The following is a 20,885-nucleotide window of genomic DNA, read 5'->3' on the forward strand; positions in this document are numbered from 1 at the left end:
CTAGCAACCAAATTAGCCATTACGTTTGCAACGCCGCCAGCTACTAATGCTCGCTCACTACGTGAGCCGCTTACGGCCACGGCCCCATGACTTCTGAATTCAGGATTAACAAAAGGAACGCCAGGATGCGCCAGCCGTTAAGCCGCGAACTGAGTAACTTACTGGAACGAGGCCGAGACCGTCAGCTGCGCTTAGCGGTAACAGGGCTATCACAAGCGGGCAAAACGGCGTTTTTAACCTCGTTGGTGAACCAGCTACGTCATGCGGGCGTCGAAGCAAGGCTGGATTTACTGCCCGCCGCCCGGGATGGCCGCTTACTGGGCGCACAGCGGCTTAATCAACCCGATCTTGGCGTTCCCCGCTTCCCCTACGACCCGGGCATGGCGGCGCTACGCGATACGCCACCGCGCTGGCCCGAACCGACACAGGGCATCAGCGAATTACGCCTGCAGTTGCGCTATCGGCCTGCGCAAAGCGGCTGGCTGTCGCCGGATATCGCCCATCTAACGCTGGACCTGTTTGACTACCCTGGCGAATGGCTGCTTGATTTACCGTTGCTGCAGCACGATTTTTACAGTTGGTGCCAGGCCCAGCCCTTGTTGGAAGGCGAGCAGCGGCGCGCACTCTTCAGCGAGTGGTTAGACGCGGTAAAATCTTTAGACCCCGCCTCTGAAGCGGACGAAGCGCAACTGGCGCACTTGGCTGATGCCTATGCGCAAGGGCTTCGTCGTGCCAAGGCGGCGGGCTTTTCGGACCTTCAACCGGGGCGTTTTTTGCTTCCCGGTGAGCTGGCGGGCGCCCCGGTGCTGCAGTTTTTCCCCCTGCCCCATCTTGATGCTTCCAGGGAAATGCTCAACAGCCTGCCCCAAAGCAGCCTTTACGCCACGCTTGCTGCCCGTTTTCGCTACTATCAGCAACAGGTGGTGAAGCCCTTCTATCGTGATCATTTCAGGCGCTTTGATCGTCAGATTGTACTGGTCGATGTACTGGGTGCACTGAACGCCGGTCCTGAACGGTTTGAGGACCTTTCCCGTGCACTGCGTCAATTAATGCAAAGCTTCGACTACGGCAAACGCAGCCTGCTATCGCGGCTGTTCGCACCCAAAATTGACCGTTTGGCCATCGCCGCCACCAAAGCGGATCACGTAACGCCAGACCAGCACAGCCATGTTGTACAGTTACTGGAAGCGCTGCTAGCCGAACCGCTGAAGGATTTACGCTTTGCCAACGTGCCGGTAAAAGCGCTGTCGCTTGCGGCTATTCGGGCCACCGAGGCACGCGAAGTATTGCAAGATGGAAAACGCTCCTCGGCGCTACGCGGCACGACGCTTGAGGGCGAAGACGTGCTGGTTTACCCAGGCGATGTCCCGACCCGCCTGCCCAATGCCGACTTCTGGCAGCACCAGGGCTTTGACTTCCCCAGCTTTCGACCCATGCCATCGGCATCGGATGCACTGACACATATTCGAATGGACGCCGCCATTGATTGGCTGATTGGAGATAAACTCGCATGACCGACCCACAGCCACGGCGTAATTTTCGCCTGCACAATACGCCCGACACGGCTACCGAGCAGGAGACCCGCCTACGCCAGCAGCAGCGCTTTGAAGCAACCGACGATGACCAGCCCCTTATAACGGCGGCCGAGGAACAGGCGTTACCCGCTACCAGCCTGGGCGCCCCACGCAAACGCCGCTGGGGGTTAATGTTTGCCTTGGCAGGTGGAGCCACGCTGGGCATCATCGAACTGGCCACCGGCATTCCCGATGCGCTTTCCCAGTCAGCGTGGATGAATTTGGCGTGGCAGCTGTTTGGCATCAGTCTGATTGGCTTAGGGGGCATGTCACTGATCAGAGAACTCGGCCGATTAAGGCGTCTGAAACGCCATGATCGACTGCGTAGCGATTTAGCTGAACTGCCCCAACGCTCGCCCCATCAGGCAAAGAAAATGGCAGAAGCGCTTCGCCAGCAATTAAAGCTTTCAGCGGACGACCCTCACTGGCAAGCGTTTGAGCGCGCCTGTGAGCCGCATCATAACGGAGAGGAAGTTCAGGCGCTGCTGCGCCACCACCTGTTGGCACCCCGCGATCGTGAGGCGCAACGTCTGATAACCCGTATGTCTGGGGAAACCGCCATTATGGTGACGATCAGCCCCCTTACGCTGGTGGATATGGCGCTGGTAGCCTGGCGCAGTCTCGCCATGGTCGACAGGTTATGCCGGCTTTACGGCCTGGAACTTGGTTACGCCAGTCGCTTACGTCTGTTTAGAAACGTGTTGCGCAACATGGCGTTTGCAGGCGTAAGCGAACTCGCCGCCGATGCCAGTATGGATATGCTCTCGCTACACCTGGCTGGCCGAATTTCCACTCGCGCAAGCCAAGGCCTGGCCACCGGGCTGCTCAGCGCCCGTTTGGGGCTACGCGCCCAACGCCTCTGCCGCCCGGTAGCCTTTATACCCGAAGAGCAACCCAGAATGGCCGATCTGCGCCAGGACCTCTGGCGCCAGATCAAACGGCTGGATAAAGAGCCTGCCCCGGCCACACGGACCAGGGAGTAGCCACTGGCTAAGCGATTCGCTGCTCGCTCACCGCATCAAACAGAATGGCTTGTTCCATATCAATACGCAGCGCCAGGCGCGTTCCGGCGACAACCGGGCATTTAGGACCAACGCGGGCAGTAACTTCCTGCTCGCCCAGCGGCAACCGCAGCAGGATATCCGCGCCGGTCGGCTCTACCACGCTGATATGTGCGTTCAGCAGCGTGCCCTCAGCCTGCGCCGTTAGACGCACATCCTCTTCGCTAAAGTGTTCTGGGCGCAGGCCAAGAATGACCGGTTGATTAAGACGCTCGTCCATACCGGGCGTCGCACGGCTTTCAGGCCAGGGAAGCAGCAGATCCATCTCACCTGGCGTTGTAATTCGCAGTTGGTAGCGGCCGTTCTCTTTTTCCAGCATCGCGCGAATAAAGTTCATGGAGGGCGACCCCATAAAGCCCGCCACGAACATATCGACCGGATTGTTATACACCTCATCAGGGCTGCCAAGCTGGAGGATATTGCCATCACGCATGACGGCAATGCAGTCGGCCAGCGTCATTGCTTCTACCTGGTCATGAGTAACGTAAACAATCGTAGTGCCCAGCCGTTGGTGGAGCTTTTTGATTTCAGTGCGCATATCAACGCGCAGCTTGGCATCCAGGTTAGAAAGCGGCTCATCGAACAGATAGACCTTGGGCTCCCGCGCCAGCGCCCGCCCCATCGCCACCCGCTGGCGCTGCCCCCCGGAAAGCTGGGCAGGCTTGCGCTCCAGCAGGTGAGTGATTTGCAATAAGTCTGCCACGCGCTCTACCGAGGCTTCGCGTTCGGCTTTGGGCACTTTACGCATCTCTAACCCGAAGCTAATGTTCTGGCGCACGGTCATGCTGGGATAAAGCGCATAGGACTGAAACACCATGGCGATATCGCGCTCGGCAGGCGTGTTAAAGGTGACGTCTTCGCCATCAATCAAAATATGGCCGCTAGTCACCGGCTCAAGCCCGGCAATCGCGTTCATTAGCGTGGACTTGCCGCAGCCAGAAGGCCCGACCAGAATCAAAAAATCACCGGAATTAATCGAAATACTGACGTCTTTCAGCACTCGCTCGCTGCCAAACTCTTTACGAACGTTGCGAATTTCTAATGTCGACATAAAAAAACACCCTGTTTTGTTATCAGGCTCTTCTCAGAACTAGCCTTTGACGGAGCCGGCGGTTAACCCACGCACGAAGTATTTGCCTGCCAGTACGTACACCACCAGGGTGGGTAGCGCTGCGATCATCGCCGCGGCCATATCGACGTTGTATTCACGTACGCCGGTGGAGGTGTTGACGAGATTATTAAGCGCCACGGTCACGGGCTGAGTGTTGTGGGCCGAAAAGGCCACGCCAAACAAAAAGTCATTCCAGATCTGGGTGAACTGCCAAATCACCGAAACGACGATGATCGGCGCAGAAACAGGCAGCAGGATTCGCCAGAAAATGCGGAAGAACCCGGCGCCGTCCAACTTCGCAGCCGACACAAGCTCGTTGGGAATACCCACATAAAAGTTACGAAAGAAGAGCGTGGTAAACGCAATCCCAAACACCACATGCACCAGTATCAAGCCAGCACGTGAGCTGGAAATGCCCAGCCAACCCAGGGTTTGCGCCATGGGCAGCAACACCACCTGAAAGGGAATGAAGCAGCCGAACAGCATTAACGCAAACACCAATTCGGACCCCTTAAAGCGCCATTTGGTGAGCGCGTAGCCGTTAAGGGCGCCGATGGTGGTTGAGATCAATACCGCGGGAATAACAATTGCAAAGGAGTTCCAGAAATAACCGCCGACGCCATCGCAGCGCATGCCGGTACAGGCTTCTCCCCAGGCTTTTGTCCAGGGCGCGAGGGTCGGATTTTGTGGCCACGATAAAAGTGTCCCGGCGCTGATTTCACTAAGCGGCTTCACCGAGGTCATCAGCATCACGATAAGCGGCAGGATATAAAACAGCGCAGCAAGAATCAGCACGCCGTACAGCACACCCCGGCCCAAGCGTGCCGCGAAGGTTTGGCGACGAATGACATTACCCATGCTTACGGCTCCTTAATTCGGAGTAGAGATAAGGAATCAAAATCGCCAGCACGCCGCCAAGCATGAGCATGGCACTCGCAGACCCCAAGCCAATCTGGGCGCGATTAAACGCGTGGGCATACATAAAGGTGGCCGGTAAGTCGGTCGCGTACCCAGGCCCGCCGCCGGTCAGTGCAATCACCAGGTCAAAACTTTTGATCGCAATATGCGCCAAAATCATTACGGCACTAAACACCACCGGGCGTAGGCAGGGCATTACCACACGCCAGTAAATGCGCGGCAGGCTTGCACCATCTAACTGAGCCGCTTTGACAATGCTGTCGTCGATGCCGCGCAGCCCGGCCAGAAACAGCGCCATGACGAACCCGGATGCCTGCCATACGGCCGCAATGACCAGCGTGTAGATCGCCATATCCGGGTCAATAATCCAGTCAAAGCGAAAGGACTCAAACCCCCAGCTCTGCACCATCGCTTGAATACCCAGCTGCGGGTTAAGCAACCACTTCCACACTACGCCAGTGACGATAAATGACAGCGCCATGGGATAGAGATAAATGGTGCGCAGCGCGCCTTCCTGGCGAATTTTTTGATCCAGCAAAATGGCCAGAAACGCACCGATTACCAGACAAATGGCCACAAACAGCACGCCAAAAATCATCAGGTTGGTTGAGGCAACCCACCAGCGGTCGTTCGCCATTAAACGAGCATATTGACCAAAACCTACAAAATCGTAGCTAGGCAGCATGCGCGAGCTGGTCAATGAGAGCACGAAGGTCCACAACATAAAGCCGTAAACAAAGAACAGCGAAATCGCCACCGATGGCGCCAACACCAGGCGCGGAAGCCACGCCTGCAGACCACCAGAAGATGTTGACCGCTTGGCACCAGGCGCTAGGCGCAGCGCAGAGGTATTTTTCATGGGGAGGTAACTCTTATAAAAGAAGTGGCTTACCCGTAAACTCAAGCGCCGCCGTTGCGGCGGCGCCCTACAGCATTTCCTGGCGGTATTGCCTGCCCCCTACCTGAGCCAAGCTAAACCAAGCCAAGCGAAAAGCGCGTTAGAACGAGGCCGCTTGCGCTGCGCTCACCATGCGTTCAGCGGCTTCTTCGGCAGTCATATCAGCACTATTGAAGTAGTTAGTTACGACGTCAAAAATAGCCCCTTGTACATCCGCGCGAACGGCCATGCCGTGCGCCATACTGGGCACTAAACCGCCCTCTTCAGCGGTGCGCTGAAAGTCGGCCAGCGACTGCTGGGCACAGCTGTCGAATTCATTCATATCCAAGTCAGGACGCGCTGGAATTGAGCCTTTCGCCAGGTTGAAGGCTTCCTGGAAAGTAGGTTCAAGCACCAAACGTGCCAATGCCTGTTGCGCCTCACGCTCGCCGTCATCCGTCACCCGGAACATGGCCAGACTATCAATGTTGAAGGTAAATGCGTCTTCCGTGCCGGGTGCCGCTGCACACAGATACTCTTCACCGGCTGTCAGCCCCGCCGCGGTAAACTCTCCTTTGGCCCAGTCACCCATCAACTGCATGCCTGCCGCGCCTTCAATCACCATCGCAGTGGCAATGTTCCAGTCACGTCCAGGCATACCTTCATCCATTAGCTCACGCAGACGCTTGAAGTCTTCCAGCGACTCGATCATTTGATCGCCGCCCAGCGCTTCTGGGTCTAAATCCACCAACGCCGCTTGGTAAAACTCACTGCCTTGACCACCTAATAACACGCTTTCAAATACCGTAGCGTCTTGCCAGGCTTGGCCACCGTGCGCCAACGGCACAAAGCCCGCTTCGCGAATGGCCTCTCCCGCGACAAACAGCTCATCCAGGGTCGTTGGCATTTCAACCCCAGCGGCGTCCAGTACTTCAGGGTTGGCCCATAGCCAGTTCACCCGGTGGACGTTAGCAGGTACCGCCACATACTGACCGTCATAGCGCATAATATTGGCGACAACCTCAGGCAGCAGTTTATTCCAGCCTTCGGCGTCTGCGACGTCATCAAGATTACCTAACAGACCTAGCTCGCCCCACTCCTGGATTTCAGGCCCCTTGATTTGAGCCGCTGAAGGAGGATTGCCAGACATGGCACGCGACTTGAGCACGGTCATCGCCGTTTCACCACCGCCCCCGGCGACAGCAAAGTCCTGCCAACCGTAGCCTTCAGCTTCCATTAGCTCTTTAAGCACGTTGGCAGCGCGGGCTTCACCACCGGAGGTCCACCAGTGAAGTACTTCGACGTCATCGGCGTGAGCTGTCGCGGCAAGTGTCGCCCCGGCTAAGGCGAGTGCGAGGGTGGTTTTCTTAAACATCGGCATTGCGTCGCTCCTGATATTGTTATTGTCCTCTCGGACGTTCGGCCTTTAGAAGGTTACTCCAGGAAAAGCAGCAACGTGAGTTACCGAGTGCTGCATAGTGTTGGAGGTTTATTACAAACCCGTAATAGTTTCCTGACGGGGTAGCGTAACGGTCACGATTAGGCCTTGTTCGGCATGGTTGGCAAGCTGAATATTGCCACCGTGTGCCCGGACGATATGCTTGGCAATGCCTAACCCCAAGCCGCTACCGCCGGTATGGCGGCTGCGAGAGGGTTCCAGCCTTACAAAAGGCGAAAACACGCGTTCTAACTGCTTTTCAGGAATGCCCGGGCCGTAATCGCGTATCTGTAAGGTGACGCTTTCCTCCTCATCAAACAGATAGATATCCGCCTGCTTACCGTAAAAAATCGCGTTCTCAAGCAAATTGGCCAGGCAACGCTTTAGCGCTAGAGGCTTGGCAACAATCGGCGCGATGTTGACGGCACTCTGGCGCTCAATCTTGACCTCCCCCCCTTGCAAGCTAAGCGCCTCGGCCAGTTCTTCAAGCAGTTGCTCCAGAGAGACAGGCACCGGTTCTTCATGCAGGTCCAGCCCTTTTACCGATGCCAGCGCGCCTTTTACCAAACTATCCAATTCGTCCAGAGAGGCACAAAAACGCTCGCGCTGAAGCGTGTCATCCAGCATCTCGGCACGCAGGCGCATACGGGTGATCGGTGTTTTTAGGTCATGAGAAATAGCGGAGAACAGCCGCTCGCGCTCTTCAATCTGCTCGCGTATGCGTCGCTGCATTCGATTAAACGCAATGGCAGTGGCCGCCACCTCTTTGGGTCCGCTCTCCTTTAAGGGGGGAATATCAAGGTCATCTCCCAACTGCCTGGCCGCACGTGAAAGCCGTGCCAGCGGCCGGGTCACGCTGGTAATGCCCAGTAACGAAAGCGCCAGCACGCTTAGCAGTACCAAAAGGCCTACCAGCAAGCGCTCTTCAGAAAGCCAGCGATAGCCGCTAAAAATATCGGGCACACCCAGGAGCGTGGCAACGTAAAGCCAGGTGCCGGGTGAAAGCTCTAACTGTACGACTAAAATGGGCGGCGATAGCGGCTCCATCATCAGGCTGTGCTGCCCCCAACGGGGCGGCAGGTCATAAAGCAGCACCTCGTTATTGAGTACGCGCAGATTTTCCGGACGCGAAAATTCGACGACGACATCGTCAATATTAAGCTCGCGAGTGAGCACCGAACGTACGTTGTTAACGACGACTTCTTTTTCCAGCCCCGAGCCAATATCGTTGACCATGAGTCGGCGCTCGTTAACGCTCACAAAAAAACGCGTTCCGCCCATATTGCGTAACTGATCCAGCACAATATGGCGGTATTCAACGGGTAGCGAGCGGAAGAACCGCATGGTGGAGGCGATGCTAAAGGCCATGTTGGTGGACAGCTCATCAAGCTGAGCCAAATGGCTGGATCGTACTTGAGAACTCCAAAGCGCATAGCTGGCGCCTTGAGCCACCAGCACCCCAGCGATCATGATAATGACAAAACGCCCACGCAGAGAGGCGGGCAGCCAGCGGGCCAGCCTACGTCTAATGCCTCTCCATCCTGCCGCTTTCACGTTAATGCATCTACCTGGGCGGTTAACACATAGCCCGCCCCGCGCACCGTGCGGATCAGTTGCGAATGCTGAGCATCTTCGCCCAACCGTTGGCGAAGCCGACAAACGTGAACATCAATGGAGCGATCAAACGGCGGCGCGTCTCTCCCCCGGGTCAGCGCATAGAGATCATCCCGCGAGAGCACCGTGGCAGGGTGTTCCAGAAACACTTGGAGTAGTTGAAAATCGGCCCCTGAGAGCGAGGTGCGCTCACCCTTCTCGTCAATCAGCTCTCGCGTCATGCGATCTAACTGCCACTGACCAAACCCCACCCAACGCGCTTGCCCTGTGGGAATAGGCGCCGCATCACTACGCGTACGCCGCAATACCGCTTTAATACGCGCTAACAGCTCGCGGGGGTTAAATGGCTTGCTCAGGTAGTCATCAGCACCTAACTCCAGGCCGAGAATTCGATCGGTCTCATCAGCACTGGCCGTGAGCATAATAATCGGCACATCGCTATGCTTTCTCACGTCACGGCAGATGGTAAACCCGTCATCGCCGGGCAACATTAAATCGACAATCAGCAAGTCGGGAGAGCGCTCCGAGCGCAGAGCATGCAGCGCTTCGGCGCCATCGGCGGTGAAAACACGATAACCGTGGCGACCCAAGTAGTCAGCAAGCAGCTCACGAATTTCCGGATCGTCATCGACCACAATCAAGGTAGCAGCGGGTGTCGTCATTGCAGCGGCTTTGGCCCTACGTTGTTGTCGTTCTGGGGCCATGATGATGGTCGAGGGGACCGGGTATCTCAAGTCCCCTTCGACTAATGATAGAACTGGCGCTAACGAATCTTCTTTTTAATGTCGCTTTCAGAGTGCAAATCGCTCGCGTAACAGCACAGCTACGGCCGCCTCGCCGTGGTGGCCTATCTGCCGCGCGGCGCTCAGCCTGCCTGCCATTTCTGGGTGTGAGTTAATCATGAAGTGCGGCTCGCCCACCAGGCTTAGCATCTCAACGTCGTTGAGGTTGTCGCCAAAAGCGAGGCAGTCTTCAGGCGCAACCGAGAGGCGCTTGAGCAGCGCCGACAACGCCACTCCCTTATTGACGCCTCCCGCCATAATCTCTAATGAATCGCTGGTTGAATAGGTCACGTGAAGCGAGCCATCATTAATTTCGCGGATAGCGGTTTCGACCTTTAACAGCGCATCGGGGCGCCCGCCGTAAAGTACTTTACCGATCCCCTCGGTAGGCATCTTCTCCGGTGGCACCACCTGGTAGACAAAGCCCGTGGCTGCATGCATTTCCAAATGGCTGGGCGACTCGGCATCTATGTACCAGGCATCGTCCAGGTAAAGGCTTAACCGTACACCGTCCGGGCGCGGCAATTTAATCAACGCGGCAGCCTGAGGGGATCCGACATGGTAGGCCGCCAGCAATTGATCGTTAGGGTCGTGTGTATAGGCACCGTTACTGCTGATTAAATGGATGGGAACATTGAGCTGATCTCTAAAAACACGCATATCGGCATAGTGGCGTCCTGATGCAAGCACCAAGAGATGCCCCTGGTTGACCAACGTTCTCAAGATCTCAATGGTATCTTCGTGCAAGCGATGGTCGCGCCCTAACAGGGTGCCATCAAGATCAGAAGCAATCAGCCGTGGTGTCATAACGTGCGCTCTCCATTAATGAAACATCAGCTTAACCGATCCTCCTTGAGCTATGTAACACCTTGATACTATCTAAGATACTATCTAACTAACATCAACTTCCACGGCGGATAATTGGCGCAGCCCCTGGGAATCCGTATAGTGGCAAGCTACTCTCGCCAACTGATTGATCTCATGCTTCAGAATAATTCTATGCTTGCTCAGCTCAAGCAACAAATTCGTGATACCACCCCGCGCGCTGAAGGGGTGATTAAAGCCACCGAGAAAGGCTTTGGCTTTCTCGAGACCGATAACGGTGAATCCTACTTCGTGCCGCCTCCCGCGATGAAGCAGGTGATTCACGGTGACCGCGTAGAAGCGGTGATTCACGAAAACGGTGACAAGAAATCGGTTGAGCCTGAAAAGCTGATTGAAGCCGGTCTTGACCGCTTTGTGGCGCGTGTTCAAAAGCGCGAAGATCGTTTGGCCGTCGTCCCTGATCACCCCTCTATTCGTAATGTGATCAAGTCACGTATCAAAAACAGCCTGGATGAAGCCAGCATTGCCGATGGTGACTGGGTGGTTGCCCGCCTGGTTCGCCATCCGCTTAAAGAGAATGACCGCGGCTTTTTTGCCCAGATTGATGAGTTGGTCGCCAAGTCGGACGACCCTGCGGTGCCATGGCGCGTCACACTTGCCCGTCACGCGCTGGAACAGGACTGCCCCGATGCGGGCACCGAATGGCCATTACACGAAGAAGGCCTGACCCGCGAAGACCTTACCGAGCAGCCCTTCTTCACTATCGACGGTGAAAAAACCCGCGATATGGATGATGCGCTACACGTAAGCAAACGCGCGGAAGGCGGCTGGCAGCTAAGCGTCGCGATTGCGGACCCCACGGCCTATGTAGAAGAGGGGCATGCCGCTGACCTGGAAGCACGTACTCGCGCCTTCACCGTGTACCTGCCGGGCCAAAACGTGACCATGCTGCCTGAACAGTTGGCCGATGACCTGTGTTCGCTACGGGAAGGCCAAGAGCGCCCGACACTCGCCTGCACGTTGGTTATCAATGCCGACGGCAGCCTGGGTGACTACCGCTTCTTCGCGGCGAACGTTAAATCGCACGCCAGGCTCGTGTATGACCGCGTTTCTGACTGGATTGACGGTCAAGGCGATTGGGCACCCGAAGATAACATCGCCGAGCAGCTTACTGCGCTGCAGGAACTCACCGAAGCACGTACCGCCTGGCGCAACGAGCACGCACTGGTCTTTAAAGATCGCCCCGATTACGTTTTTGAGCTGGACGCGGCAGGCAATGTGCTGGCGATCAATACCGAAGACCGGCGCATCGCCAACCGCATGATTGAAGAGTCGATGATTGCGGCCAACGCCTGCTGCGCGGACTTCCTGGCAAGCCACATCGGCCACGGTATCTTTAACGTGCATCGTGCCTTTGAGCCCGAAAAAGCCGAGGCGGCGCAAGAGTTCCTGGCAAGCCAGGAGATTACCGTTGAGCGTGAAGCGTTAACGGAACTTGATCACTACAAAGAGCTTAAGCGCGTGCTTGAGAGCCGCGATGACGCCTGGCTGGATGCCCGTCTGCGTCGTTTCCAGGGCTTTACCAGCATGTCTGCTCAGCCCGGCCCGCACTTTGGCCTTGGCTTGGCTGCTTACGCGACCTGGACATCGCCGATTCGTAAGTATGGCGATATGGTCAACCACCGTTTGATCAAACGCGTACTGAAAAGCGAACAGGCCCCGGCAGAAGCAAGCCAGGCGTTAACCGAGCAGCTCACCGAGCGCCGCCGCCTAAACCGGATGGCCGAGCGTGATGTGAAAGACTGGCTCTACGTGCGCTTCTTAACGCCTGCGGCGCAGAACCAGGACACGTTTGAAGCCGACATTATGGCGATTAACCGTGGCGGTATGCGCGTACGCCTGATTGAGAATGGCGCTACCGCGTTTGTTCCAGCTCCCTTGATGCATAGCGACCGCGACAAAGTGGTTATTGATGACAAAGAGGGACGCATTCAGGTCGAGGGTGAAGAGCGCTATAAACTGGGCGATAGCCTGCGTGTTGCGCTGGTAGAAGCGCGTGAAGAGACCCGTTCGCTGGTGGCACGCCCCGCCTAAAGTGCCTGCCCGCCCATATGGGCGGGCTTATGACCTCGGCAACCTGGCAATAGCCGCTTGCCTCAGCGGTCATCAAAATGACACATTATACAGGGGGCGCCTGCGGCCCCCTGCGTTTGCAATCATAAGTCGCCCGCTCAACTATCAGTGGTTCGAGGAGGTATCGGCGTAGTGCATATTGCCGACATGACCATGTTTTATGCGCCCTCCAGTGGCGGCGTACGTACCTATCTTGATGCCAAGCGTCATCGCTTGAACGCCCTGACCGATGCTCGCCATACCCTGCTGGTGCCTGGCGAGCGCCATGTGTATATATCCCAAGATCACCGTGTTGATGTGCCCGCAACCCCACTGCCTTTCAGCAATGGCTATCGCTTCCCATTGACAAGGCGTCCCTGGCGGCGAGCGCTTAATGAGGTACGTCCGGACCTGATCGAAGCCGGCGACCCGTATACCGTCGGCTGGGCGGCCATCGCAAGCGCCCGTGAGCTTGATATCCCGCTGATAGCCTTTTACCACTCCGACCTACCCACCATGATCAGCAATCGGCTGGGGGGCTGGTCACGTTCGCTGATCAATGGCTACATCAAGCGGCTTTATGATCATTATGATCGCGTCCTCGCTCCGAGCCGTGTGATGGCAGAGCGACTCGAAGGGCTAGGTATTAAGGAGGTTCGCGTTCAGCCGCTGGGCGTAGATCTCACCACCTTTCGTCCTGAACTTCGCGATGAGCAGGTCAGGGTCGAACTGGGGCTTGATGATGACACACGCCTGCTGGTTTTTGCCGGGCGTGGCTCGCAGGAAAAAAACCTGTCGATCCTGCTGGAGACCATGCGCCGCCTGAAGAGCGGCACATCCACACAGCGCTATCATTTACTGATGGTCGGCTCCTCAATGCCGACTCAGGTTCCCGACAACGTAACGGTCATCAATCATTTTTGCCCGACCGCCGAGATTGCACGTTATTTCGCCAGTAGCGATGCGTTGTTACATGCAGGCACCCAGGAAACCTTCGGGCTGATTGTGCTGGAAGCCATGGCTTGTGGCATTCCGGTAGTGGCAGCCCGCGCCGGTGCGCTGACCGAAAACGTTCCCGAAGAGTGCGGAGTGTTGTGTCGACCACTGGACAGTGAAGATATGGCTCGCAGCATTCAGGCGCTTTTTGAAAACGATGCAAAAGCCATGGGCCGTCGCGCGCGCGCGCATGTAGAACGCCACCATGACTGGGATATCGTCGTGCAGGGGGTTATGCAGCACTATCGCGAACTTCTCGGCATTAGTCATACGGCAACGGTGAGCGCACAGCATGGCTAACAGGGAATTTGCACTGGTACTCCATGACATTGCCCCCATCACCTGGCCGGACTATCGCGCCTTTGTCGAGGAGGTCGATAGCATGGGAAAAGTCCCCATGACCTGGCTTGTCGTGCCCGACTTTCATCATCGCAGTAACACCTTTAAAGACACCGACATGCTGCGGATTCTGCATCAGCGCAGGGAGCGCGGAGACGAACTGGCGTTACATGGTTTCTATCACTGCGATGATGCGCCCGCCCCCCGCACGCCGCGCGACTACTTCATGCGACGGCTTTATACCTATGAAGGTGAGTTTTACCCGCTCAGCTACGCTGATGCGCTTGAACGTTTACAGCGTGGCGTCGAACTTTTTCGTGCTCAAGACTGGCCACTGGAGGGATTCGTTGCGCCTGCCTGGCTTTTAGGCGAAGGCGCACGGCAGGCACTAAAAACCCAAGGGTTTTCCTATACCAGCGACCCTGGCCAGCTGTACTTTCTGCCAGACTACACACCGATTAAGGCGCCCTCGCTAGTGTGGAGCGCACGCAGCCGCTGGCGACGCGGTATGTCCTGGGTCGTTAATGAGCGGGCCAGGCGTCGTCATCGTCAAGCGCCACTGATTCGCCTGGGGTTACACCCCGTGGATATGCGCCATGCTATTTCAAGGCGATACTGGCTGACGACGATTCGACGCCTGTTAGAAGAAGGCTATCGGCCCACCACCAAGATCAGTTGGTTACAGCGCCATTGCAGTCAGCACGATCAGACTGGCACCTTGTCATCACGTATGGGTACCCGCCTTGAAAACGCTCGCCCAGCGCCAAACCCACCTCTGAATAATTAAACGCATGCAAAGAACACTCTGGCTGCTGACCGCAGGTCTCATCGCTGTTATGGCCATCCCCCTATTATTGGGTGGCACTGACCTTATTCATTTACTTGCCGGATTTCCACCAAGTCTGTTTGCGCTGATGTTGTGCATGATATTGGTCTGCTGGCTGCTTAACGGTGCCAAGCTGCGTGTTCTACTGGCGGGACGCGCCGGCAACATGGGCCTGATGCGTGCAACCGGTACGGTAATGGCCACTGAATTCGCCATTTGCGCCACGCCTGGGGGAAGCGGTGGGCCATTGACACTGATCGCCCTTCTCACGCGACGTGGCGTACGACCCGCGCAAACCACTGCCATTTTTGCTGTAGACCAGATCATTGACCTGCTGTTTTTTCTCTGTTCGATGATCGCGATGATGATTTATGTCATCACGCGCTCCATTGATGCCCGGCTAGGATGGATGCTAGTGGTACCCATGGCACTCTTGTGCCTGGCGCTGCTCGGCGTCATTCTCATAGGCCGCTATCATCGCCGCGTACTAATTGTGACCGGCCGCCTACTGTCTCGAATGCGTGTCAGTGCACGGCTCCAGCATGCCATGGTGCGCCGCATCCTGCTCTTCAAGCAGGCCTTTACCGAAACCCTTCAGTTGCCGCGCTCAGCGCTGGCTTTGGCCTTCGGATTCGGGATCGTGCACTGGATCGTGCGCTACAGCATTCTCTACGTTACGCTGTACGGCCTTGGACAACATCTGGACTGGGCATGGACCTTCCTGGTGCAGATGCTCTCCATGGCGGCTGGCCAGCTGACCCTGCTGCCCGGCGGTGCTGGGGGCGCAGAGCTCTCCTCGTCGGCCCTGCTGGCCCCTATAGTGGGTCAAAGCAGCGCGGCAGCCGCTATCTTGATCTGGCGTGCTGTCACCTACTATTTTTATCTGATCGCCGGGGCGCCGGTATTTATGCTGATGGCAGGACGCCCGCTACTCAGAAAAATTCTTGAAGGGCGCAAGCGTGAGGTCGAGGGTTAAAATGACGGCGGTGCAGTCAACTTGAAGACACAAAAAAGGGGTGCCAAACGGCACCCCTTTTTGATCCGCTTGCCAGCTTACCAGCCCGTCACTTCTTTCAGTGCGTCGCCGATTTCTGCCAAAGAACGAACGGTTTTAACACCGGCGTCTTCAAGAGCAGCAAACTTCTCGTCAGCCGTGCCTTTACCACCAGAAATGATGGCGCCAGCGTGGCCCATACGCTTGCCAGGAGGTGCAGTAACACCGGCAATGTAAGAAACCACTGGCTTGGAAACGTGATCCTTGATGTAGGCGGCTGCTTCTTCTTCAGCCGTACCACCGATTTCGCCGATCATGACGATCGCTTCGGTTTTCGGATCCTTCTCGAACATTTCCAAAATGTCGATGAAGTTGGAACCTGGAATCGGGTCGCCACCGATACCGACACAGGTAGACTGACCGAAACCGTGGTCAGTGGTCTGCTTAACGGCTTCGTAAGTCAGCGTACCAGAGCGGGAAACGATACCCACACGGCCCGGCTGGTGGATGTGACCCGGCATGATACCGATTTTGCACTCACCCGGCGTAATAACACCCGGGCAGTTCGGGCCAATCAGACGCACGCCCAGCTCGTCGCATTTTACTTTTGCGTCGAGCATATCAAGCGTAGCAATGCCTTCGGTGATGCAAACGATCAGCTTGATGCCAGCGTTAGCAGCTTCAAGGATTGAGTCTTTGCAGAACGGAGCCGGTACGTAGATAACGCTGGCTTCCGCGCCTGTTTTCTCTACCGCTTCTTTAACGGTGTTGAAAACTGGCAGGCCCAAATGCTCCTGGCCGCCTTTGCCCGGCGTAACACCACCGACCATTTGCGTACCATAGGCAATCGCCTGCTCGGAGTGGAACGTGCCCTGGCCACCAGTGAAACCCTGGCAGATGACCTTGGTGTTCTTATCGATCAGGATACTCATTACTTGCCCTCCGCCGCTTTAACAACCTGCTGAGCCGCATCGGTCAGACTGGTAGCAGCGATGATGTTCAGACCGCTGGACGCCAGTTTCTCAGCACCCAACTCGGCATTGTTACCTTCCAGGCGAACCACGACCGGCACGTTGACACCCACTTGCTCAACGGCACCGATAATGCCTTCAGCAATCATGTCGCAACGTACGATACCGCCGAAGATGTTAACCAGAACGGCTTTCACGTTGTCGTCAGACAGGATGATCTTGAACGCTTCTGCTACGCGCTCTTTGGTCGCGCCGCCGCCAACGTCCAGGAAGTTAGCCGGCTTGCCGCCACTCAGGTTAACGATGTCCATGGTGCCCATGGCCAGGCCTGCGCCGTTTACCATGCAACCAATGTTACCGTCGAGTGCGACGTAGTTCAGTTCCCACTTCGCTGCATCGGCTTCACGCTGATCTTCTTGGGAAGGGTCGCGCATGGCCTGCAGGTCCGGGTGACGGTACAACGCGTTGCTGTCGAGGCCCAGTTTGGCGTCGAGGCAGTGCAGGTTGCCTTCGTCAGTGATAACCAACGGGTTGATCTCTAAAAGTGCCAGATCCTTGTCGTGGAACAACTTGGATAGGCCCAGGAAGATCTTGGTGAACTGCTTGACCTGGTCGCCTTTCAGGCCCAGAGCAAAGGCCAACTCACGCGCCTGGTACGGCTGTGCGCCAACCAGCGGATCAATTTCGGCTTTAAGAATCTTTTCCGGCGTCTCTTCAGCAACCGTTTCGATTTCAACACCACCTTCGGTCGAGGCCATGAAGACCACGCGACGGGTAGTACGATCGACAACGGCACCGAGGTAAAGCTCATCGGCGATATCAGTGCAGGTCTCTACCAGAATCTTGGCAACCGGCTGACCTTTTTCGTCAGTCTGAAAGGTTACCAGGTTTTTGCCCAGCCACTGCTCGGCAAACGCCTTCGCTTCAGCCGGATCTTTGATCAACTTAACGCCACCCGCTTTACCACGGCCACCTGCGTGCACCTGGGCTTTAACTACCCACATGTCGCCGCCGATCTTTTTGCAGGCTTCTACTGCTTCTTCGGGAGTGTCCACGGCAAAGCCTTTAGACACTGGTAGACCATAATCAGCAAACAGCTGTTTGCCTTGATACTCGTGAAGGTTCATCGATTCATGCCATTGGTTGCATGTGACTCGAACGACAACCCGTTTTCAAAACGGGCTGTCCCCGTACTTTCGCGCGCTATTTTACAACATGCCCGAAAGTGATGCGCCACCTAATGGTGGCGCCTGGTAGTTACCGCTGAACTTATTTGCGCTTTTTACGATTGGCCATGTGAATTGCATGGCCTTCCACCGCGAGAGCCGCTTCATGAATGGCTTCAGAAGTGCTCGGGTGGGCATAGCAGGTCAACGCTAGATCTTCAGCGCTGGAACCAAATTCCATCGCGATAACGCCTTGGGCAATCAGCTCACCCGCGTGCTGACTGACGATGTGCATACCCAGAATGCGGTCTGTTTCGGCATCGGCAATAATCTTGGCCATACCTTCAGGGGCATTGTTGGCAAGCGCACGACCGTTGGCAGAGAACGGGAACGAGCCGGTTTTGACTTCGATGCCTTTCGCTTTGGCATCTTGCTCGGTTATACCTACCCACGCGACTTCAGGCGAGGTGTAGATAACGCTGGGGATGGCGTCGTAATTCATTTCAGCTTTATGGCCAGCGATAATGTCAGCGACCATAACGCCTTCTTCAGACGCTTTATGAGCAAGCATTGGACCACGTACACAGTCACCGATTGCATAAACGCTCGGGACATTGGTACGGCACTGGTCATCAACGAAAATAAAGCCACGCTCGTCAAGCTCAACGCCTACGCCATCGGCAATCACGCCTTGCGTATAAGGACGACGACCCACACAAACAATCAGTTTGTCGAAGGTCATTTCCTGCTCGCCGTCACCGTCGGTGTACTTAACGACGACTTCGTTGTCCTTGACCTCAGAACCGGTCACGCGTGCGCCCAGTTTGATGTCCAGACCCTGTTTCTTGAGCAGCTTCTGGGTCTCTTTGGCAATCGCGCCGTCAACCATCGGCAAAAAGCTGTCCATGGCTTCAAGAACGGTCACGTCAGAACCTAAACGCTTCCAAACGCTGCCCAGCTCCAGGCCGATAACACCGGCACCGATAACACCCAAACGCTTGGGTACTTCGGTAAACTCAAGTGCGCCTGTAGACGTCACTATCAGGTCGTCGGTCAGCGGCGTCGGCGGAATTTCAACCGGCACGGAGCCTGCGGCGATAACGATGTTGTCAGCCGTGTAGGTCGTGGCATTGCCATCGTGGTCGGTTACTTCAACTTCTGTAGACGAAGTAACTTTACCTTTACCTTCCAGCGAAGTAACACCGTTGGCCTTGAACAGTGCGCTGATGCCGCCAACGTTTTTGTTAATGACCGAGTTTTTGAACTCGAGCATTTTGGCGATGTTAGCCTTCGGCGCGTCAATCTCGATGCCAACTTCAGCAAAGTGATCACGTGCTTCAACAAACTTATGTGAGGTTTCCAGCAGCGCTTTGGAAGGAATACAACCGACGTTCAGGCAGGTGCCGCCGTGAACAGTCTTGCCTTCCTTGTTAACCCATTTTTCAACACAGGCTGTTTTCAGGCCCATTTGTGCTGCGCGGATAGCAGCTACGTAACCGCCAGGGCCGGCGCCGATAACGATCACATCAAACTTGTCAGCCATGTTGGCTCCTTTAGCTCGGTGCTCTTCTCCCGTCTTTACATTGCCGAGAGAAGAGCGGTGTGCGACTGCATAAGAAGGGTGGCGCGTATCGAAATATCAATACGCAAGGATACGTGGTCTACGTACCTTAGACGTCCAGCAGCAGACGTGCCGGGTCTTCCAGCAATTCTTTAAGCGTAACCAGGAAACGTACGGCGTCTTTGCCATCAATCATACGGTGATCATATGACAGTGCCAGGTACATCATGGGGCGGATTTCAACCTTGCCATTAATAGCCATCGGACGATCCTGGATTTTGTGCATCCCCAGAATAGCCGTTTGCGGCGGGTTGATAATCGGCGTCGACATCAGAGAACCGAACGTACCACCATTGGTGATGGTGAAGGTGCCGCCGATCATGTCGTCCATGCCCAGCTTGCCGTCACGACCACGCTTACCGAAATCAACAATCGTTCTTTCGACATCAGCAATTTTCATGCTGTCGGTGTCGCGCAGTACAGGGACCACCAGACCACGGTCGGTGGATACCGCAACACCGATATCCTGGTAACCGTGATACACGATGTCGGTACCGTCGATAGAGGCATTAACATCCGGGAAGCGTTTGAGAGCTTCAGTTGCCGCTTTTACAAAGAAGCCCATAAAGCCCAGCTTGATATCGTGAGCTTTTAGGAAGGTGTCTTTGTACTGCGCACGCAGGGCCATGATCTCAGTCATGTCCACTTCGTTATACGTGGTCAGCATGGCAGCGGTTTGCTGAGCTTGTACCAGACGCTTGGCAATCGTTTGACGCAGGCGGGTCATCGGCACGCGTTTTTCAACACGCTCGCCTTCAACAGCCGCTGGGGTCGCTGCGGCGTTGCTCGGCGCAGAAGACTTGGCAGCACCTTTCTTGGCGGAGCCATCTTTAACGGCTTTTTGCACGTCTTCTTTCAGGACGCGACCGCCTTTGCCCGTACCTTCAATTTTGGCAACGTCAAGGTCGTGCTCGGCAACCAGCTTGCGCGCCGCCGGTGCGACGATCTTGTCGCCCATTTTCTCATCGCTGGCGCCATCGTCAGCAGAGGCGGCTGGCTCTTTATCAGCCGCTGTTGCTACGTTGCTACCGCCACCTTCGGTGAAGACCGCGAGAATTGCTTCGGACTCTACCTGGCTGCCCTCTTCGGCTTTGATTTCTGCCAGCGCACCGTCAGCAGGCGCAACCACTTCCAGTACGACTTTATCGGTTTCGATATCAGCCAGCACTTCATCGCGCTTAACCGCTTCACCGACCTTTTTGTGCCAAGTCGCCACGGTGCCTTCCTGGATAGACTCAGGGAAGCTCGGCGCTTTTACATCATGCTGCTTGCCGCCGCTGGCTTTCTTCTCTTCTGTTTTCTCTTCTTTCTTTTCGTCTTGCTGATCAGCTTTCTCGGCTTTCGGCTCATCAGAAGATGGCTCTTCTTTTTTACCGCTGTCGCCTGAAGCGCTGCCTTCACCGATTTTGCCAAGCACCTGCTCAGACGCGACGCTTTCGCCCTCTTCGGCCATTACGTCAGTCAGGGTGCCCGCTTCAGGTGCCACCACTTCCAGCACCACTTTGTCGGTTTCGATTTCAACAATCAGTTCGTCACGCTCGACGCTGTCACCCGGCTTTTTGTGCCACGTAGCCACAGTACCTTCGGCAACGGATTCCGGAAAGGTTGGCGCTTTGATCTCGGTAGCCATGTCGTTTCCCTTATGGTGTTCTCTAAATCT

General features: G+C 56.0%; 17 protein-coding genes. 6 read left to right on the plus strand and 11 right to left on the minus strand.

Going from position 1 to position 20,885, the window contains the following annotated elements; genetic code table 11:
• The first annotated feature begins 125 nt into the window (after positions 1–125).
• Together FKN99_RS07025 and FKN99_RS07030 are read left to right on the plus strand one after the other, a co-directional pair.
• Positions 126–1,514, plus strand: coding sequence for a YcjX family GTP-binding protein (locus FKN99_RS07025; RefSeq protein WP_172117194.1), 1,389 nt, complete (start codon positions 126–128; stop codon positions 1,512–1,514).
• Entirely contained in the window at positions 1,511–2,557 is a 1,047-nt protein-coding gene (locus FKN99_RS07030) for a YcjF family protein (RefSeq protein WP_172117195.1), read from the plus strand. Before FKN99_RS07025 ends, FKN99_RS07030 begins: the two co-directional genes overlap by 4 nt.
• A 7-nt stretch (positions 2,558–2,564) precedes the next feature.
• Here FKN99_RS07030 and FKN99_RS07035 read toward each other — a convergent pair whose 3' ends face one another.
• The 7 genes from FKN99_RS07035 to FKN99_RS07065 form a co-directional block, all read right to left on the minus strand.
• A complete protein-coding gene (locus tag FKN99_RS07035; protein WP_172117196.1) occupies positions 2,565–3,686 on the minus strand; it encodes an ABC transporter ATP-binding protein in 1,122 nt (373 codons plus the stop codon).
• A gap of 39 nt (positions 3,687–3,725) precedes the next feature.
• On the minus strand, positions 3,726–4,604 hold the full coding sequence (locus FKN99_RS07040) for a carbohydrate ABC transporter permease (RefSeq protein ID WP_172117197.1): 879 nt from the start codon (positions 4,602–4,604) through the stop codon (positions 3,726–3,728).
• On the minus strand, positions 4,597–5,523 hold the full coding sequence (locus FKN99_RS07045; RefSeq protein WP_172117198.1) for a carbohydrate ABC transporter permease: 927 nt from the start codon (positions 5,521–5,523) through the stop codon (positions 4,597–4,599). The genes FKN99_RS07040 and FKN99_RS07045 overlap by 8 nt, the downstream gene beginning before the upstream one ends.
• A gap of 139 nt (positions 5,524–5,662) precedes the next feature.
• Positions 5,663–6,922: an ABC transporter substrate-binding protein gene (locus FKN99_RS07050; RefSeq protein WP_172117199.1), complete on the minus strand. Its 1,260-nt coding sequence runs from the start codon at positions 6,920–6,922 to the stop codon at positions 5,663–5,665.
• A 111-nt stretch (positions 6,923–7,033) separates the two neighbouring features.
• A complete protein-coding gene (locus tag FKN99_RS07055; protein WP_172117321.1) occupies positions 7,034–8,449 on the minus strand; it encodes an ATP-binding protein in 1,416 nt (471 codons plus the stop codon).
• Between the two features lie 80 nt (positions 8,450–8,529).
• Positions 8,530–9,255, minus strand: coding sequence for a response regulator (locus tag FKN99_RS07060; protein WP_172117200.1), 726 nt, complete (start codon positions 9,253–9,255; stop codon positions 8,530–8,532).
• Between the two features lie 129 nt (positions 9,256–9,384).
• Positions 9,385–10,182 carry an HAD family hydrolase gene (locus FKN99_RS07065; protein WP_172117201.1) on the minus strand — a complete coding sequence of 266 codons (798 nt, stop codon included), beginning with the start codon at positions 10,180–10,182 and terminating at the stop codon, positions 9,385–9,387.
• Positions 10,183–10,356: 174 nt separating this feature from the next.
• Between FKN99_RS07065 and FKN99_RS07070 the strand changes: the two genes are divergently transcribed.
• The 4 genes from FKN99_RS07070 (at position 10,357) to FKN99_RS07085 (ending at position 15,449) form a co-directional block, all read left to right on the plus strand.
• Positions 10,357–12,294, plus strand: a complete 1,938-nt coding sequence (locus FKN99_RS07070) for an exoribonuclease II (protein WP_172117322.1) — start codon at positions 10,357–10,359, stop codon at positions 12,292–12,294.
• A 171-nt stretch (positions 12,295–12,465) separates the two neighbouring features.
• Positions 12,466–13,608 (plus strand): glycosyltransferase family 4 protein, encoded by a 1,143-nt coding sequence (locus FKN99_RS07075; RefSeq protein ID WP_172117202.1) that lies wholly within the window; start codon positions 12,466–12,468, stop codon positions 13,606–13,608.
• Entirely contained in the window at positions 13,601–14,434 is an 834-nt protein-coding gene (locus tag FKN99_RS07080) for a DUF2334 domain-containing protein (RefSeq protein WP_172117203.1), read from the plus strand. Before FKN99_RS07075 ends, FKN99_RS07080 begins: the two co-directional genes overlap by 8 nt.
• Before the next feature lie 4 nt (positions 14,435–14,438).
• Entirely contained in the window at positions 14,439–15,449 is a 1,011-nt protein-coding gene (locus FKN99_RS07085; RefSeq protein ID WP_172117204.1) for a lysylphosphatidylglycerol synthase transmembrane domain-containing protein, read from the plus strand.
• A gap of 77 nt (positions 15,450–15,526) precedes the next feature.
• On the opposite strand, the gene sucD is transcribed toward FKN99_RS07085, so the two are convergent.
• From sucD to odhB, 4 genes are all read right to left on the minus strand, one after another.
• A complete protein-coding gene (gene sucD, locus FKN99_RS07090) occupies positions 15,527–16,399 on the minus strand; it encodes a succinate--CoA ligase subunit alpha (RefSeq protein ID WP_172117205.1) in 873 nt (290 codons plus the stop codon).
• On the minus strand, positions 16,399–17,565 hold the full coding sequence (gene sucC, locus FKN99_RS07095; RefSeq protein WP_087106261.1) for an ADP-forming succinate--CoA ligase subunit beta: 1,167 nt from the start codon (positions 17,563–17,565) through the stop codon (positions 16,399–16,401). The genes sucD and sucC overlap by 1 nt, the downstream gene beginning before the upstream one ends.
• 142 nt (positions 17,566–17,707) lie before the next feature.
• Complete coding sequence (gene lpdA, locus FKN99_RS07100; RefSeq protein ID WP_172117206.1) at positions 17,708–19,147, minus strand: dihydrolipoyl dehydrogenase; 1,440 nt, start codon at positions 19,145–19,147, stop codon at positions 17,708–17,710.
• Between the two features lie 127 nt (positions 19,148–19,274).
• Positions 19,275–20,855 carry a 2-oxoglutarate dehydrogenase complex dihydrolipoyllysine-residue succinyltransferase gene (gene odhB, locus FKN99_RS07105; protein WP_172117207.1) on the minus strand — a complete coding sequence of 527 codons (1,581 nt, stop codon included), beginning with the start codon at positions 20,853–20,855 and terminating at the stop codon, positions 19,275–19,277.
• Positions 20,856–20,885 lie beyond the last annotated feature (30 nt).

It is taken from the genome of Halomonas hibernica (assembly GCF_013183775.1).
Classification (GTDB): domain Bacteria; phylum Pseudomonadota; class Gammaproteobacteria; order Pseudomonadales; family Halomonadaceae; genus Vreelandella; species Vreelandella citrativorans.

What these genes read in the sequence shown, in the direction of transcription:
- FKN99_RS07025 (WP_172117194.1), top strand. Translation starts at nt 126, where the DNA reads ATGCGCCAGCCGTTAAGCCGCGAACTGAGTAACTTACTGGAACGAGGC.
- FKN99_RS07030 (WP_172117195.1), top strand. Translation starts at nt 1,511, where the DNA reads ATGACCGACCCACAGCCACGGCGTAATTTTCGCCTGCACAATACGCCC.
- FKN99_RS07035 (WP_172117196.1), bottom strand. Translation starts at nt 3,686, where the DNA reads ATGTCGACATTAGAAATTCGCAACGTTCGTAAAGAGTTTGGCAGCGAG.
- FKN99_RS07040 (WP_172117197.1), bottom strand. Translation starts at nt 4,604, where the DNA reads ATGGGTAATGTCATTCGTCGCCAAACCTTCGCGGCACGCTTGGGCCGG.
- FKN99_RS07045 (WP_172117198.1), bottom strand. Translation starts at nt 5,523, where the DNA reads ATGAAAAATACCTCTGCGCTGCGCCTAGCGCCTGGTGCCAAGCGGTCA.
- FKN99_RS07050 (WP_172117199.1), bottom strand. Translation starts at nt 6,922, where the DNA reads ATGCCGATGTTTAAGAAAACCACCCTCGCACTCGCCTTAGCCGGGGCG.
- FKN99_RS07055 (WP_172117321.1), bottom strand. Translation starts at nt 8,449, where the DNA reads ATGATCGCTGGGGTGCTGGTGGCTCAAGGCGCCAGCTATGCGCTTTGG.
- FKN99_RS07060 (WP_172117200.1), bottom strand. Translation starts at nt 9,255, where the DNA reads ATGACGACACCCGCTGCTACCTTGATTGTGGTCGATGACGATCCGGAA.
- FKN99_RS07065 (WP_172117201.1), bottom strand. Translation starts at nt 10,182, where the DNA reads ATGACACCACGGCTGATTGCTTCTGATCTTGATGGCACCCTGTTAGGG.
- FKN99_RS07070 (WP_172117322.1), top strand. Translation starts at nt 10,357, where the DNA reads ATGCTTCAGAATAATTCTATGCTTGCTCAGCTCAAGCAACAAATTCGT.
- FKN99_RS07080 (WP_172117203.1), top strand. Translation starts at nt 13,601, where the DNA reads ATGGCTAACAGGGAATTTGCACTGGTACTCCATGACATTGCCCCCATC.
- FKN99_RS07085 (WP_172117204.1), top strand. Translation starts at nt 14,439, where the DNA reads ATGCAAAGAACACTCTGGCTGCTGACCGCAGGTCTCATCGCTGTTATG.
- sucD (WP_172117205.1), bottom strand. Translation starts at nt 16,399, where the DNA reads ATGAGTATCCTGATCGATAAGAACACCAAGGTCATCTGCCAGGGTTTC.
- sucC (WP_087106261.1), bottom strand. Translation starts at nt 17,565, where the DNA reads ATGAACCTTCACGAGTATCAAGGCAAACAGCTGTTTGCTGATTATGGT.
- lpdA (WP_172117206.1), bottom strand. Translation starts at nt 19,147, where the DNA reads ATGGCTGACAAGTTTGATGTGATCGTTATCGGCGCCGGCCCTGGCGGT.
- odhB (WP_172117207.1), bottom strand. Translation starts at nt 20,855, where the DNA reads ATGGCTACCGAGATCAAAGCGCCAACCTTTCCGGAATCCGTTGCCGAA.